This is a genomic window from Castellaniella sp. MT123 (assembly GCF_039614765.1).
GTDB lineage: Bacteria > Pseudomonadota > Gammaproteobacteria > Burkholderiales > Burkholderiaceae_B > Castellaniella.
Genome location: NZ_CP154879.1, coordinates 628,233 through 641,367, shown reverse-complemented (window position 1 = coordinate 641,367; position 13,135 = coordinate 628,233). Strand labels below are relative to the sequence as shown.

Here is a 13,135-nt window from a genome sequence, read left to right as displayed (position 1 = left end):
CTTTTGAGGGCCCCGGCCTCCAGGCCGGGGCTCCGTCAGCCGACAGGTTCGGGCAGGACCTTGCCGGGGTTGAGCAGACCCAGCGGATCCAGCGTGGCCTTCAAGGCGCGCATGGTGCTCAGTTCGGCCTGACTGCGGCTGAACTCGAGATAGGGCCGCTTGAGCACGCCGATTCCATGTTCGGCCGACACCGAGCCGCCCCAGTCGCGCACCAGGCCGTAGACGATTTCGTCGATCTTCGACTCGGGAAAGGGATCCTGATCGACCTTGACGCCGATATGGATGTTGGAGTCACCCACATGCCCGAAGAACACGGTCCGCGCATCGGGCCAGCGCCGCTTCACTGCGCGCGTGCAGGCCAGGATGAAGTCCCCCAGCTGCCCGGTCGGAATGCTGACGTCATAGCCGGCGTGCGGCCAGAAGATGCGCTGCAACTCGCCTGACGCATCACGCACCGACCACAGGGTCATCGCATGCGCCTCGGACTGTGCGATCACCGCATCCTGGACGATGTCGGACATCAGGGCCTCGCCCAGCACCGCCTCGAAGCGGGCCTGATCCGCCTGCTGGTCAGTCCCCATGGACTCCAGCAGCACATAGGCGCCATGTCCATGCGACACGGGGGTGGGCAACGACGGCAGCTGCGTCGTCACCAGTTCGTAGAAATCCGGCCACATGAGCTCGAAGGCCGAGAGGCTGGGACCCAGACCCGATTTGGCATGATTCAGCAGACGGACCACGGCGGAATAGTCCGCCAGCGCGCACAGCGCGGTGCAGCGGCTGCGCGGCTGCGGGAACAGGCGCAGCACCACCCGCGTGATGACGCCCAGGGTACCCTCGCTGCCGATGAACAGCTGCTTGAGGTCATAGCCCGTGTTGTTCTTGAGCATCTTGTTCATCTGGGTCAGCACGGTGCCGTCCATCAGCACGGCTTCCAGCCCCAGCACCAGGTCGCGGGTCATGCCGTAGCGCAGCACCCGGTTGCCGCCCGCGTTGGTCGACAGGTTGCCGCCGATGCGGCAGGAACCCCGGGCTCCCAGATCCAGCGGAAACAGGAACCCGGCGTGCTGGGCCGCGCGCTGGATCGTCTCCAGCGCGGTCCCCGCCCCGACCGTCATGGTGGCCGCCGCCGTATCGACTTCGTGGATGGCGTCGAGCCGCTCCAGACAGAGCACGACGCAGCCTTCGATCGGCAGGGCACCGCCCGCCAGACCCGTGCGTCCGCCCTGGGGTACCACCGGCACCCGGGCGGCGTGGCAGGCGCGCAGGACAGCGGACACCTGGTCGGTGTCGGCCGGTCGGACCACGGCCAGCGGCTGGCCCAGCGGCGTTTTGATCATCCAGTCATGCAGGAAGCGATCCTCGATGGCACCTTCCGTGAAGCACTGGCCTGCGCCGACGACAGCACGCAGCGTATCGAGCAGATTTTCCGTCATGGCGGATCCTCAGAACGGATAGGCGCGCGGCGCCGTCTGGACCGTGATCCAGCGCAGTTCGGTGAAAGCATCGATCCCCGCCCTGCCGCCGAACCGGCCGTAGCCGCTGTCCTTGACGCCGCCGAACGGCATCTGCGGCTCGTCATGGACGGTCGGGCCGTTGATGTGGCAAATCCCCGACTGGATCCGTCCGGCAATGCGCATGGCGCGTGCGACGTCCCGACTGATCACAGCGGACGACAGGCCATAGGCGCTGTCGTTGGCGCAGGCGACCGCGGCATCCTCGCCTTCGACCCGGACGATGGCCTTGACCGGGCCGAACGTCTCCTCGGCATAGATCCGCATGTCCGGCGTCACGTGGTCCAACAGCGTAGCCGGCATCAGGGTGTCGTCCGACTTGCCGCCGCACAGCAGCTTCGCGCCCTTGGACAGGGCATCGTCGATCATGGCGTTGCAGCGATGAACGGCGGCCATGTCCACCACCGACCCCAGCACCACCGGCCCCTTGCGCGGATCGCCGACCGGCAACCCGCGCACCTTGTCGGCCAGCCGGGTGACGAAGGCATCCGCGATGGCTTCATCGACGACAATGCGCTCCGTCGACATGCAGATCTGGCCCGAATTGGCGAAAGCGCCGAAAGCGGCGGCATTGACCGCGCACTCCAGGTCCGCGTCGTCGAGCACCACCAGGGGCGCCTTGCCGCCCAGTTCCAGCACGACCGGCTTGAGATGCTGCGCGCACAGACCGGCAATGATCCGCCCGACCTTGGTCGAACCGGTGAAATTCACGCGCCGTGTGGCCGGGTGGGCCACCAGCGCCTCGACCACGGCGGGCGCGTCATCCGGCGCATTGGTGATGAAATTCACGACCCCCTCGGGCATCCCGGCTTCCTGCAAGGACTCGATGATCAGGCCATGCGTGGCGGGACACAGTTCGGAGCCCTTCAGGACCACAGTATTACCGCAGGCCAGCGGCGTGGCGATCGCCCGCACCCCCAGGATGATTGGCGCGTTCCAGGGAGCCATGCCCACCACGACGCCTGCCGGCACGCGCTGCGCCATGGCCAGATTGCCCGGCACGTCGGACGGGATGACCTCGCCGCCGATCTGCGAGGTCAGCGCCGCCGCCTCGCGCAGCATGCCGGCTGCCAGATGGACGTTGAACCCGGCCCAGAGGGCCGATGCCCCCGTTTCAGCCGCCATCGCGGCCACGAAATCGGCTTCGCGGGCTTCCAGTGCATCGGCAGCCTTGCTCAGCAGGGCGCGTCGCTGGCTGGGGCCGGTCTGGGACCACTGCGCAAAGGCATCGGCCGCCGCCTGCACGGCCTCCTGCGCATCCGCGGGCGTGGCGGCCGGCGCCACCGTGGCCACACCGCTATCGAGCGGATTGCGGCGTTCGAAGGTCTTGCCCCCGCTGGCTTGCCGATGCCGACCCCGGATCAGCAGAGAAATGGTGCTCATGGTGTCCTCCTGGAAGGTAATGTGTTTTTATATGCAGTCGTCAAGCAACGTCGATCTCGACCAGCACCGGCAGTTTCATGCCCAGCGCCTTGCGCAGGATGACCGGCAGGGCATCCGGCTCGGATACCCGCATGGCTTCGCAGCCCATGCCCCGGGCCGTGGCGACGAAATCGATGTCGGGCAGATCGACGCCATGCAGCGCGTCCTTGGCGGTAAAGCCGTAGACCGGTGCGAATTCCCGCAATGCCGCATAGCTGCGGTTCTTCAGAATCAGGAACGTGATGGGCAAGCCCAGCTGCGCGGCGCTCCAGAGCCCCTGGATCGAATACATGCTGGAACCATCCCCCAGCACGCCGATGACCTTGCTGCCCGGCTTGCCCAACGCCACCCCGACGGCGGCGGGCAGACCGAATCCCAGGCCGCCGCTGCACATCGTATAGAAGGTTCCGGATTGCAGGATCGGCAGATAGCGCTGCATGACCGGTCGCGCACTGGGCGCTTCCTCGACCACGATCGAATCGGCCGCGCGGACTTCCGCCAACGTCTGCAGCACGTACGCCACGGACATCAGCGGCGATGGCTCGGCACGCGGGGCCGGCACGCGTCGCGGCGGATCCTGCCGCGCGGCAGGCTGCGGCCGGGCCAGCAGATCGCGCACGCTCTGGCGCACGCTCCCCTGCACCGCCGTGCCCACCGGAGCCCAGGACAAGGTGTTCGGGTCGTCCACGATCTGCGCCAGGACGCTGCCCGGCGGCACGTGTGGCCCTTCGCCCTCGACGTGATAGGTGAAGGCGGCGGCGCCCAAGGCCAGAATGAAATCGTGCCCGTCCAATAGGCTGACGATGCGCTCTCGCGCTGCCGGCAGGAAGCCGGCGAACAGAGGATGGTCTTCGGGAAAACCGTTGCGTCCCGACATGGGCGCGGTCCAGACTGCGGCGCGATGACGCTCCGCCAGGGCGACCACATCGTCCCAGGCACCGTCCCGGTCCACCGCCGCGCCCAGGACAAAGGCCGGGCGCCCGGCCACATCCAGCTGGCCGCCGATCCGGTCCAGCAGCACCGGATCCGGACGCACCGAGCGGCTGACCTGGCGCGCCTGCACGGGCTCGCACAAGCGGCCCCAGTCGTCGGCGGGCACCGACACCAGCACGGGTCCGCACGGCGGCTGCATCGCCATGTAATAGGCCCGGGCGATCGCCAGGGGCACGTCCTCGGCGCGTGCTGGCTCGATGCTCCATTTGACGTAAGGCTTGGGCAGCTCCGTGGCCTGGCTGGAGAACAGGAACGGATCGTAAGGCAGGATGGCCCGCGATTGCTGGCCCGCGGTGATCACCAGCGGAGTCCGGTTCTTGTGCGCCGTAAAGATGGCGCCCATGGCGTGCCCCACTCCCACCGCCGAATGCAGATTGATGAAGGCGGCATTGTGCGTCGCCTGCGCATATCCGTCGGCCATACCGACCACGACGGATTCTTGCAGCCCCAGGACGTAACGGAAGTCCGCTGGGAAATCCAGGAACAGGCCCAGTTCGGTCGAACCCGGATTGCCGAACATCGTCGTCATGCCGAATTGCCGCAGCAGATCCGTGACGGCCTGGCGGACCGGCACCAGCCCGGTCTGTTCGTTGTCCTGTACGCGCGCTATCACCGCGTCTGCTTGCATGTCATCCTCCGGGCCATTCATCCAGCCAGTTGCATTGTCCTCATGCCCACTTCGCACGGGTTTGAAGCATGATGAAAGCCCCCATGATATAAATCAATAAAATGATTTAGATATCTATTATTAGAGACATGAATATTAAAAACTTCGATTTGAATCTGCTGCGTGTCTTCGATGCGGTCTACACAGTAGGCAGCGTCAGCCAGGCCGCTATCGCACTGAACCTGACCCAGCCCGCCGTGAGTCAGGGACTGACCCGCCTTCGCAATCTGGTGGGTGATCCGCTGTTCATTCGTGCGGCGGGCGGGGTTGCGCCGACACCCCGGGCACAACGCATGGCGCTATCGATTCACGATGCCCTGCGGGTCCTGGAAAATGCGGCGACGGATTCCGCGCCTTTCGATCCGCCACAGTCTGATCGTCGCTTTCGTCTGCACATGACCGACATCGGCGAAGGACAGTTCCTGCCGAGGCTGATTCAGGCCATGCGCCAGCGCGCGCCCCGCGCACGGATCGAAACCATGCGTCTGCCCGTGCCGGAGCTGGGCGTCGCCCTGGACCACGGACGGGTAGATCTGGCTTTTGGGTTTCTGCCCGGGCTGCAGGGCATGCGTTCGGCCGTCATGTTCCAGGACCGCTACATCATCCTGATGCGCCACAGCCACCCCTTCGCGCTGACCGCGCGGCCTTCCCCCGTCCCGCTCGACGACATCCGGGCGCTGGAATTCATCGCCGTACGCACCCATGCCTATACGCACACGGCGCTGGAAGCCCTGCACATGGCCGACCGCATCCGCCTGACCACGGAACACTTCATGGCCCTGCCCGTCGTGATCGAAACCAGCGACCTGGCGGTCATCATTCCGCGCAACATCGCACGATCGTTCGTCCCTCCGGAACGGTACGCGATCGTCGAGGCCGACTTTCCGCTGCGGGAATTCGACGTCCCCATCCATTGGAGCCATCGGCAGGACGGGGACCCGGCCCACCGCTGGCTACGCAGTCTGGCCCTGGAGCTCTACCAGGACGCCTGACTATCAGGTATGGCCCGCATCGACTCAGGTCGCATCCAGGCCCGATGCGCCCACGCCGACCGGCGCCGGCGCCAGATTGGCGATCCGCTTGAACAGCTCGGCGTAGCGATTGTCCGCACCGGACCAGGGATCGCCATTGCGGGCGAAATCGGCATTGATCTCCTGCCATTCCTCGGGGCTGAACAGGCGCCTGGCCGCCGGCAGCACGGCGCCTTCCTCGGTGTTCAGATGCACCCATTCATCGGCGATATACGTCTGCACGGCATCCCGGAATCCGCCGAAAGCCGCCGCCCCGCCCTGCACGTAGCTAACCAGCGCCCGATCCAGCCGGCTGGTCGCCGGAACCGTGTCGCGGTGTTCGGCCTCCAGGCGATCGAGCTGTGCATCGAGCTCGTGGGTCTTGGTGCGCAACAACGCGAAGATCTGGTCTTCCTTGGGGTGATGCAGTTTGTCCGGCATTTCGGCGATGTATTCGACCATGGTGGCCAACAGCGTGAAATCGGGCTGCAGGCGACCGGCCTCGATGCCTTCCAGGACGCGGGACATGGCATTCAGAATCGCCGCGATGGCCCGATGTTCCTCGTGGATGACCTCGATCGCCGGCACCGGCACAGGCGACGCCACAGCCGGGCCAGGGGATTCTTCGGTCGAGCCCGCTCCCAGCCAGCGGTCCAGGGCTTGTCCATCCCGCAGCAGCTCGGCGCTACCACCCGCATAGACGACCTTGCCGCGTTCCAGCACCAGGGCCTGACGGGTGATGGGCAGGATCTGGCGGGCATGCTGCTCGACCAGAATGACGGCCATGCGGCCTTCTGTGACCATGCGGTCGATGATGTGCAGCAGTTCCTGTGCGATCAGCGGAGCCAGGCCTTCCAGGGGTTCGTCCAGCAGCAGGATCTTCGGATTGAGCATCAGCGCGCGGCCCATGGCGAGCATCTGCTGCTCGCCCCCGGACAGCTGATTGCCCAGATTGGCCCGCCGCTCGCGCAACCGAGGGAACATGTCGTAGACGCGATCCAGCGTCCATTCCCCCGGCCGGGCGACCACCATCAGATTTTCCTCGACCGTCAGCGACCGGAAGATATCGCGTTCCTGGGGTACCCACCCCAGACCGGCCCGGGCCCGCTGGTGGCTGGGCACGCGAGCGATGTCACGGCCCTCGAAAACGATCCGCCCCTGGCGCAAACGCGTCACGCCCATCAAGGTAGCCAGCAATGTCGTCTTGCCCATGCCGTTGCGCCCCAGCAGGGCCAAGCTGCCGCCCTCCTCCAGCGAGAAGGACAGGTCCTCGAGGATGACGGCATCACCGTACCCGGCCCAGACGTTCTCCATCCGCAGCAAATCAGCCATGGGCTTCTCCCAGGTAGACTTCCTTGACCCGAGGATGATGGGCAATCACCTCGGGCGTGTCCTCGAGCAGCAGAGCGCCCGATACCAGCACGGAAATACGTTCGGCAAAGCGGAACACGAGATTCATGTCATGCTCGATCAACAGGATGGTCACATCACGTGGCAACTGCGCGATGGTGTCGAAGAGTTCGCGGCTCTCGCCCGTCGGCACCCCGGCCGCCGGCTCGTCCAGCAGCAGCACCTTGGGGCGCAGGGCCAGGGCCAGCGCGATCTCGATCAGACGCTGGCGGCCATAGGCCAGATCGCGCGTGGTTTCGTAGGCGTCGGGCAGGAGCTTCAGCTGCTCCAGGATGGCAGCGGCCTCGTCGACCACTTCCGCGTGGGCCGACAGCGGCTTCCACCACTGGGTCCCCAGGCCTTGACGTTCGCTGACCGCCAGGGCAACCGATTCCAGCACGGTCATCCCCATGAACAGCTGGTTGATCTGGAAGGTACGCACCAGCCCCTGCCGGCAGCGTTCGTGCTGCGGCATCCGGGTGACGTCTCGCCCCATCAGCGAGACGCTTCCCGAGGACGGTTCCAGAAAACCAGTCAGCAGATTGATCAGCGTCGTCTTGCCCGCGCCGTTGGGTCCGATCAGGGCGTGACGCGCGCCCGGCGCAATCGCCAGGTTCACCTGATCGGTCGCCACGAAACCGCCGAAGCGCCGGATCAGGTCGTGAGTTTGCAAGACGGGATTCATGCGGAGGTCTCCGTTTTGGCCTGCGCCCGCTGCCGGGAGGAACGGATCCACTGCTGCGCCGTGCCGAGGATGCCGCCGCGCGCGAACAGCACGACCAGCACCAGGATCAGGCCGAGCCAGAACTGCCAGTACTGCGGGTTCATGTCGGATAGGAAATAATTGATCATGACAAAGACGACGGCACCGATGAGCCCACCGTACAGATGGCCGGCGCCCCCCAGGATCAGGATCAGCAGCAGATCGGCCGAACGCTGAAAGCTGAGCACGTCCAGGGACACGAACTGGTTGGTCTGGGCAAGCAGCGCCCCGGCCACCCCCGCGTAGGCCGCGCCGATCGTGTAGATCTGCACCAGACGGCGGTTCACCGGCACCCCCAGCGCGGGCATGCGCAGGACGTTCATATGAATGCCGCGCAGGCTCTGCCCGAAGGGCGAATACACCAGCCGCCGGGCCACCCAGAACAGCACGAAGAGCACCACGACCGAATAGATGAACCCCACCCGGCCGAACATGTCGAAATCGAACACACCCAGGATGGGTTTGATCTCGATGCCCGGCATGCCGTCCACCCCTCCGGTGATGCGGGTGAACTTGTTGGCCAGCTCGTAGAGCATCAGGGCCACACCCAGGGTGACCATCAGGCGCGACAGGTCGCTGCCCCGCAGCAACAGGAAGCTGCTGAGAAAACCCAGCAGCCCTGCGAAGACGGCGGCCAGCAGCAGCCCCAGCAGCGGATCTCCCAGGCCGTGGGAACCCAGCAGTCCCACGGTATAGGCGCCGACGCCGAAAAACGCGGCATGGCCCAGCGAGATGATCCCCGCATAGCCGAAGATGAGATCCAGCGACAGCGCGAACAGCCCCGTGATGGCGATCTGGCTGAGCAGCAGGTAATTGCCGGGAAAGGCGAAATACGCCAGGATCGGCAGGCACCAGAACACGTATTCCAGCGGCTTCCAGTGCGCCGTGCGGCGATAGCGGTCGAGCAGATCCTCGCGCCGCGGCACGGAACCGGTTCCGGGAAGGGAAGAGGTCGTCATGTCAGAGTCCTATTTGTGCGCCCGGCCGAACAGGCCATGCGGACGGTAAATCAGCGTCGCCACCATGACGGCATAGATGATGAAGGCCCCGATCTGCGGTACGTAGTACTTGCCGGCCACGTCGGCCACCCCCAGCAGGATCGCAGCATACAGGGATCCGAGGATATTGCCGCTGCCGCCCACCGATACCACGATCAGGAAGTACACCAGATACTTCACCGGGAATTCCGGGTCCAGGCCGAGCATTTCGACCCCCAGGGCGCCACCGAGCCCCGCCAAGGCGGACCCCAGCGCGAAAGTCAGGCTGAACACCCGGCTGACGTCGATCCCCAATCCGCGCGCCACGCGCTGATTGTCCACGGAGGCCCGCAGACGCGCGCCAAACGAAGTCCGGATCACCGACCACTGCAGCAGCAGCGCCACCAACAGGCCTGCGAAGATGAGGAACAGGCGATAGACGCCGACATCCAGCCCCTGCATCACATGGATCTGGCCGGACAGGAATTCGGGCAGATGCAGCGGCTGCTGCTGGGCGCCGAAGAAATAATGCGCCGCCGCCACCGCCATGAACACCAGCCCGATGGAAAACAGCACCTGATCCAGATCGGAGGCCGCATACAGGCGCCGGTACAGCACCCGCTCCAGAATCGCCCCCACGATCGCCGGCACGAGGATCGCGACCGGCAGGGTCGCCAGAAACGGCACCCCGTAATCATTGAGCAGGATCACACAGGCGTAGCCACCCAGCATGGCAAATGCACCGTGTGCCAGGTTGACGAAATTCATCAACCCCAGCGTCACCGACAAACCGACGCTGATCAGGAACAACAGCATGCCGTACGCGATGCCATCGAAAAGTATAGTCATGATTCACCCTGGAGGGTAAGACGGACTGCACACCGGCCCGGGCACAGTCCCCGCAGTCAGGAAAGCGGCGGTCCTGGGTGGCGCGCAGGCACCGCCACCCAGGACCGGGAAACGATCACCCCTGCTTGCCGGGGTCCTTGACGTCCTTGATGGTGTCGAACTCGACGTTCTGCAGCACGCCATCCACTTTTTCGACCTTGCGGATGTAGACGTTCTGGATGATGTCGCGGGTCTGCGGGTCGATTTCCACCGGGCCCCGCGGGCTGACCCACTTCATGCCCTTGACCGCGTTGATGAACGCCTCGCCGCTGGCATCGCCCTTGGTCTTTTCCAGGGCCATGTCGATCAGATGCATGCCGTCATAACCGGCAACCGCCATGAAATTCGGGCGATCGTTGGGATAGGCTTTATGGTAGGCGGCAACGAAGGCTTTGTTCTCCGGCGAATCATGCGCGGCCGAATAATGGAACGACGTGATCATGCCGATCGCGGCATCGCCCATGGCGTTCAGAACGTCCTCGTCGGTCACGTCACCCGTTGCCAGTTCCTTGATGCCTGCCTTTTCCAGGCCGCGCTCCTTGAAGCCCTTGGCCAGAGCGACACCCTGCTCGCCGTTGGGCACGAACAGGAAGACGGCATCCGGCTTGGCGTCCTTGATACGCTGCAGGTACGGCGCATAGTCGGGCGTGGCGACCGGGGTGCGCACTTCACCGATGATCTTGCCGCCCAGGCTGGTGAAGGTCTTCTGGAACTGCTTTTCCGCGTCGTGGCCCGGACCGTAATCGGCCACCAGCGTGTAGACCGAGCGGATGCCGTTGGCGTAGGCCCACTGCGCCAACGGCGCGGTGTCCTGGGGCAAGGTCATCGAGACGCGGGTGATGTAGGGCGATTTCTCGGTGATGGACGACGTCGCCGCGTTGAGCACCACCATCGGAACCTTCGCTTCGGTCGCCAGCGGGGCGACCGAGAAAGCGTTGGGTGTCAGCGAGAAGCCGGTTAGGACGTCGACCTTGTTCTTGATCAGCAGTTCCTGCGCCTGGCGCTTGGCCACGGCGGGGGAAATGCCGGTGTCGTCCTTGATGATCAGCTGGACCTTGCGCCCGCCCAGCATGCCGTTATGTTCGGCCAGATACAAGTCGACGCCGTGGCCGATCTGCTTGCCATGCGAAGCGAACGGGCCGGACATCGGCATCACGAGGCCGATCTTCAGATCCTTGGCCTGGGCAGGGCTGAAGGCGGCGGCGGTACTCAACGCCAAGGCCATCGCCCCGAGGGTCTTGATGAACTTCATGGTCTCACTCCTGGTGGTTAATTTTGGGAAAAGGCTCCGGCCGATCAGTTGGCCAGCTGCCGCTCCAGATCATGCAGCACTTGATAACAAGGCAGGACTTGCGCCACGCTGGCGTTGGGTTCCCGTCCTTCACGGATGGCTGCGAAGAATTCGCGGTCCTGCAATTCGATCCCGTTCATCGACACGGCGACCTGGCTCACGTCGATAGCCTCGTCGCGGCCAGTGATCAGTTCGTCGTAGCGCGCGATGTAGGTGGCGGTATCGCCGATATAGCGGAAGAACGTGCCCAGCGGGCCGTCATTGTTGAAGCTGAGCGACAGCGTGCAGATGGCCCCATTGGCCGCCTGCAGCTGAATGGACATGTCCATCGCGATACCCAGCGTGGGATGGATGGGCCCCTGCAGCGCATTGGCCTTCACGATCGGACTGCCGCACTGATAGGCGAACAGGTCCACCGTGTGCGCCGCATGGTGCCACAGCAGATGATCCGTCCAGCTGCGCGGCTCGCCCAGTGCGTTCATGTTCGTGCGCCGGAAGAAATAGGTCTGCACATCCATCTGCTGGATGTTGAATTCGCCCCGCTGGACCCGCTGGTGCACGTATTGGTGACTGGGATTGAAGCGGCGCGTATGGCCGCACATGGCGATTTTGCCGCTGTCGCGGGCGAGCGCCACCAGCGCCTGGGCATCCTTCAGGTTGTCGGCCATCGGGATCTCGACCTGGACGTGCTTGCCGGCGCGCAGGCAGGCCATGGCCTGCGACGCGTGCATCTGCGTGGGCGTGCAAAGGATGACCGCATCGATCTCGGGGCGCGACAACGCGTCGGCCAGATCCGTCGTCGAGTGCTCGATGCCATATTTCCGCGCCACTTCGCGGGTCTTGTCCAGATCGCGGCTCACCAGCGAGACGACCTCGACACCGTCGATCCGGGCGATACCGTCCAGGTGCTTGATGCCAAACGCGCCGGCCCCGGCCAGTGCGACTTTCAGTGTGCGTTCCGCCATCATTGTTCCTCCAGAATCAGATGTCCCACAGCCGTATTCGAAGCCGGCACATGGTAGAAGCGATGCGCGACACGCGGCGCCGGCCCGCCCGCCGCGTCGGCCATGGCGCCCCGGGCAATCAGCCACATGACCAGCTCGATGCCCTCGGAGCCCGCTTCGCGCACGTAATCGATGTGCGGGACCGCCGCCTGAGCGGCCGGGTCTGCGATCAGACGATCCAGGAAGGCATTGTCGAAGTCCTGGTTGATCAGGCCGGCACGCGGGCCTTGCAGTTGGTGGCTCATGCCGCCGGTGCCCCAGATCTGGACGTTCAGCGGCCGGTCATAGGTTTCGATGGCGCGCCGGATGGCGCGTCCCAGTTCGAAGCAACGCCGCCCCGACGGCACCGGGTACTGCACCACATTGACCGCGAAGGGGATGATCGGGCATGGCCAGGCCTGCGGCTGGCCGCACATCAGCGATAGCGGCACCGTCAGGCCATGGTCCACATCCATCTTGTTGATGATGGTCAGATCGAAATCCTGCTGGATGACCGACTGTGCAATATGCGCCGCCAGTTCCGGATGGCCGATCACCGGCGGCACCGGACGCGCGCCCCAGCCTTCGTCGGCGGGCTGAAACTGCGCCGCACAGCCGATGGCGAAGGTCGGGATCATATCCAGGCTGAAGGCGGTGGCATGGTCGTTGTAGACCAGGAAGATCACATCGGGCCGGTTGTCCCGCATCCATTGCCGGGAATATTCATAGCCCTTGAAGAGCGGGGCCCAGTAGTCATTGCCCGTCTTGCCCAGGTCGATGGCCGCGCCGATGGCCGGCACATGCGAGGTGTAGACACTGGCCGTGATGCGTGCGTGGGTCTGGCTCATGGCTTCTTTTCTCCGATTTTCCGATTGCCGTCGATGGAACGGCCACCCGCCAGCATCATCGCGGCGTATTCCTCTTGCGACATGCCGGTCATGCTGGCCGCCATGTACTGGAACGAACGTCCGTCGGTGGCGCCGATCTTGGCGAGAAAGTAGATGTTGCCCCCCAGTTCCAGGCAGCGGTTCAGGTCGCGCGCCAGCACGGCCTGTTTCTGGTCCTCGGTCATCGGCCATTCATCCAGATAGGCCCGCTCGTCGGCCAGAAAACGGGTGCGGTTTTCCGCCTTCATCAGCGACATGCAGAACTGATTCAGGTGATAGCCCTTGCGGGACTGGTCGGCATCGAAAATCGTGGTGCCGGGAACGTCGGTATAAGGCTTGTTCAGGGACATG

Annotated in this window: 12 protein-coding genes and 1 pseudogene; 1 reads left to right on the top strand and 12 read right to left on the bottom strand. The window is 64.8% G+C overall.

The window, feature by feature from the left end:
* Nucleotides 1–35: 35 nt before the first annotated feature.
* Genes ABCV34_RS02875 through mdlC form a run of 3 tightly spaced genes read right to left on the bottom strand, consistent with a single transcriptional unit; the run spans nt 36 to nt 4,557 of the window.
* The gene (locus tag ABCV34_RS02875; RefSeq protein WP_345797750.1) at nt 36–1,436 is read right to left on the bottom strand and encodes an FAD-binding oxidoreductase; all 1,401 of its coding nucleotides are present in this window, start codon (nt 1,434–1,436) and stop codon (nt 36–38) included.
* Between the two features lie 9 nt (nt 1,437–1,445).
* On the bottom strand, nt 1,446–2,897 hold the full coding sequence (locus ABCV34_RS02870; protein ID WP_345797749.1) for an aldehyde dehydrogenase: 1,452 nt from the start codon (nt 2,895–2,897) through the stop codon (nt 1,446–1,448).
* Between the two features lie 40 nt (nt 2,898–2,937).
* On the bottom strand, nt 2,938–4,557 hold the full coding sequence (gene mdlC, locus ABCV34_RS02865; protein WP_345797748.1) for a benzoylformate decarboxylase: 1,620 nt from the start codon (nt 4,555–4,557) through the stop codon (nt 2,938–2,940).
* A 128-nt stretch (nt 4,558–4,685) separates the two neighbouring features.
* Between mdlC and ABCV34_RS02860 the strand changes: the two genes are divergently transcribed.
* Complete coding sequence (locus ABCV34_RS02860; RefSeq protein ID WP_345797747.1) at nt 4,686–5,588, top strand: LysR family transcriptional regulator; 903 nt, start codon at nt 4,686–4,688, stop codon at nt 5,586–5,588.
* Between the two features lie 24 nt (nt 5,589–5,612).
* Here ABCV34_RS02860 and ABCV34_RS02855 read toward each other — a convergent pair whose 3' ends face one another.
* The 9 genes and pseudogenes from ABCV34_RS02855 to ligA all read right to left on the bottom strand — a co-directional run bounded on the left by ABCV34_RS02855 (nt 5,613) and on the right by ligA (nt 13,134).
* Nucleotides 5,613–6,134 (bottom strand): hemerythrin domain-containing protein, encoded by a 522-nt coding sequence (locus ABCV34_RS02855; RefSeq protein ID WP_345798681.1) that lies wholly within the window; start codon nt 6,132–6,134, stop codon nt 5,613–5,615.
* 138 nt (nt 6,135–6,272) lie between these two features.
* Nucleotides 6,273–6,938: pseudogene (locus tag ABCV34_RS02850) on the bottom strand (ABC transporter ATP-binding protein); the annotation flags it as partial.
* Nucleotides 6,931–7,680, bottom strand: a complete 750-nt coding sequence (locus ABCV34_RS02845) for an ABC transporter ATP-binding protein (protein WP_345797746.1) — start codon at nt 7,678–7,680, stop codon at nt 6,931–6,933. The gene ABCV34_RS02845 and the pseudogene ABCV34_RS02850, both read right to left, overlap by 8 nt.
* Complete coding sequence (locus ABCV34_RS02840; RefSeq protein WP_345797745.1) at nt 7,677–8,717, bottom strand: branched-chain amino acid ABC transporter permease; 1,041 nt, start codon at nt 8,715–8,717, stop codon at nt 7,677–7,679. Before ABCV34_RS02840 ends, ABCV34_RS02845 begins: the two co-directional genes overlap by 4 nt.
* Nucleotides 8,718–8,726: 9 nt before the next feature.
* A complete protein-coding gene (locus tag ABCV34_RS02835; protein WP_345798680.1) occupies nt 8,727–9,587 on the bottom strand; it encodes a branched-chain amino acid ABC transporter permease in 861 nt (286 codons plus the stop codon).
* A gap of 112 nt (nt 9,588–9,699) precedes the next feature.
* Nucleotides 9,700–10,875, bottom strand: coding sequence for an ABC transporter substrate-binding protein (locus ABCV34_RS02830; RefSeq protein ID WP_345797744.1), 1,176 nt, complete (start codon nt 10,873–10,875; stop codon nt 9,700–9,702).
* 44 nt (nt 10,876–10,919) lie between these two features.
* Nucleotides 10,920–11,879 carry a Gfo/Idh/MocA family oxidoreductase gene (locus tag ABCV34_RS02825; RefSeq protein ID WP_345798679.1) on the bottom strand — a complete coding sequence of 320 codons (960 nt, stop codon included), beginning with the start codon at nt 11,877–11,879 and terminating at the stop codon, nt 10,920–10,922.
* Nucleotides 11,879–12,745: a class III extradiol dioxygenase subunit beta gene (locus ABCV34_RS02820; RefSeq protein WP_345797743.1), complete on the bottom strand. Its 867-nt coding sequence runs from the start codon at nt 12,743–12,745 to the stop codon at nt 11,879–11,881. The genes ABCV34_RS02825 and ABCV34_RS02820 overlap by 1 nt, the downstream gene beginning before the upstream one ends.
* Nucleotides 12,742–13,134: a protocatechuate 4,5-dioxygenase subunit alpha gene (gene ligA, locus ABCV34_RS02815; RefSeq protein WP_345797742.1), complete on the bottom strand. Its 393-nt coding sequence runs from the start codon at nt 13,132–13,134 to the stop codon at nt 12,742–12,744. The genes ABCV34_RS02820 and ligA overlap by 4 nt, the downstream gene beginning before the upstream one ends.
* Nucleotide 13,135 lies beyond the last annotated feature (1 nt).

What these genes read in the sequence shown, in the direction of transcription:
- ABCV34_RS02875 (WP_345797750.1), bottom strand. Translation starts at nt 1,436, where the DNA reads ATGACGGAAAATCTGCTCGATACGCTGCGTGCTGTCGTCGGCGCAGGC.
- ABCV34_RS02870 (WP_345797749.1), bottom strand. Translation starts at nt 2,897, where the DNA reads ATGAGCACCATTTCTCTGCTGATCCGGGGTCGGCATCGGCAAGCCAGC.
- mdlC (WP_345797748.1), bottom strand. Translation starts at nt 4,557, where the DNA reads ATGCAAGCAGACGCGGTGATAGCGCGCGTACAGGACAACGAACAGACC.
- ABCV34_RS02860 (WP_345797747.1), top strand. Translation starts at nt 4,686, where the DNA reads ATGAATATTAAAAACTTCGATTTGAATCTGCTGCGTGTCTTCGATGCG.
- ABCV34_RS02855 (WP_345798681.1), bottom strand. Translation starts at nt 6,134, where the DNA reads ATGTCCCGCGTCCTGGAAGGCATCGAGGCCGGTCGCCTGCAGCCCGAT.
- ABCV34_RS02845 (WP_345797746.1), bottom strand. Translation starts at nt 7,680, where the DNA reads ATGAATCCCGTCTTGCAAACTCACGACCTGATCCGGCGCTTCGGCGGT.
- ABCV34_RS02840 (WP_345797745.1), bottom strand. Translation starts at nt 8,717, where the DNA reads ATGACGACCTCTTCCCTTCCCGGAACCGGTTCCGTGCCGCGGCGCGAG.
- ABCV34_RS02830 (WP_345797744.1), bottom strand. Translation starts at nt 10,875, where the DNA reads ATGAAGTTCATCAAGACCCTCGGGGCGATGGCCTTGGCGTTGAGTACC.
- ABCV34_RS02825 (WP_345798679.1), bottom strand. Translation starts at nt 11,879, where the DNA reads ATGGCGGAACGCACACTGAAAGTCGCACTGGCCGGGGCCGGCGCGTTT.
- ABCV34_RS02820 (WP_345797743.1), bottom strand. Translation starts at nt 12,745, where the DNA reads ATGAGCCAGACCCACGCACGCATCACGGCCAGTGTCTACACCTCGCAT.
- ligA (WP_345797742.1), bottom strand. Translation starts at nt 13,134, where the DNA reads ATGTCCCTGAACAAGCCTTATACCGACGTTCCCGGCACCACGATTTTC.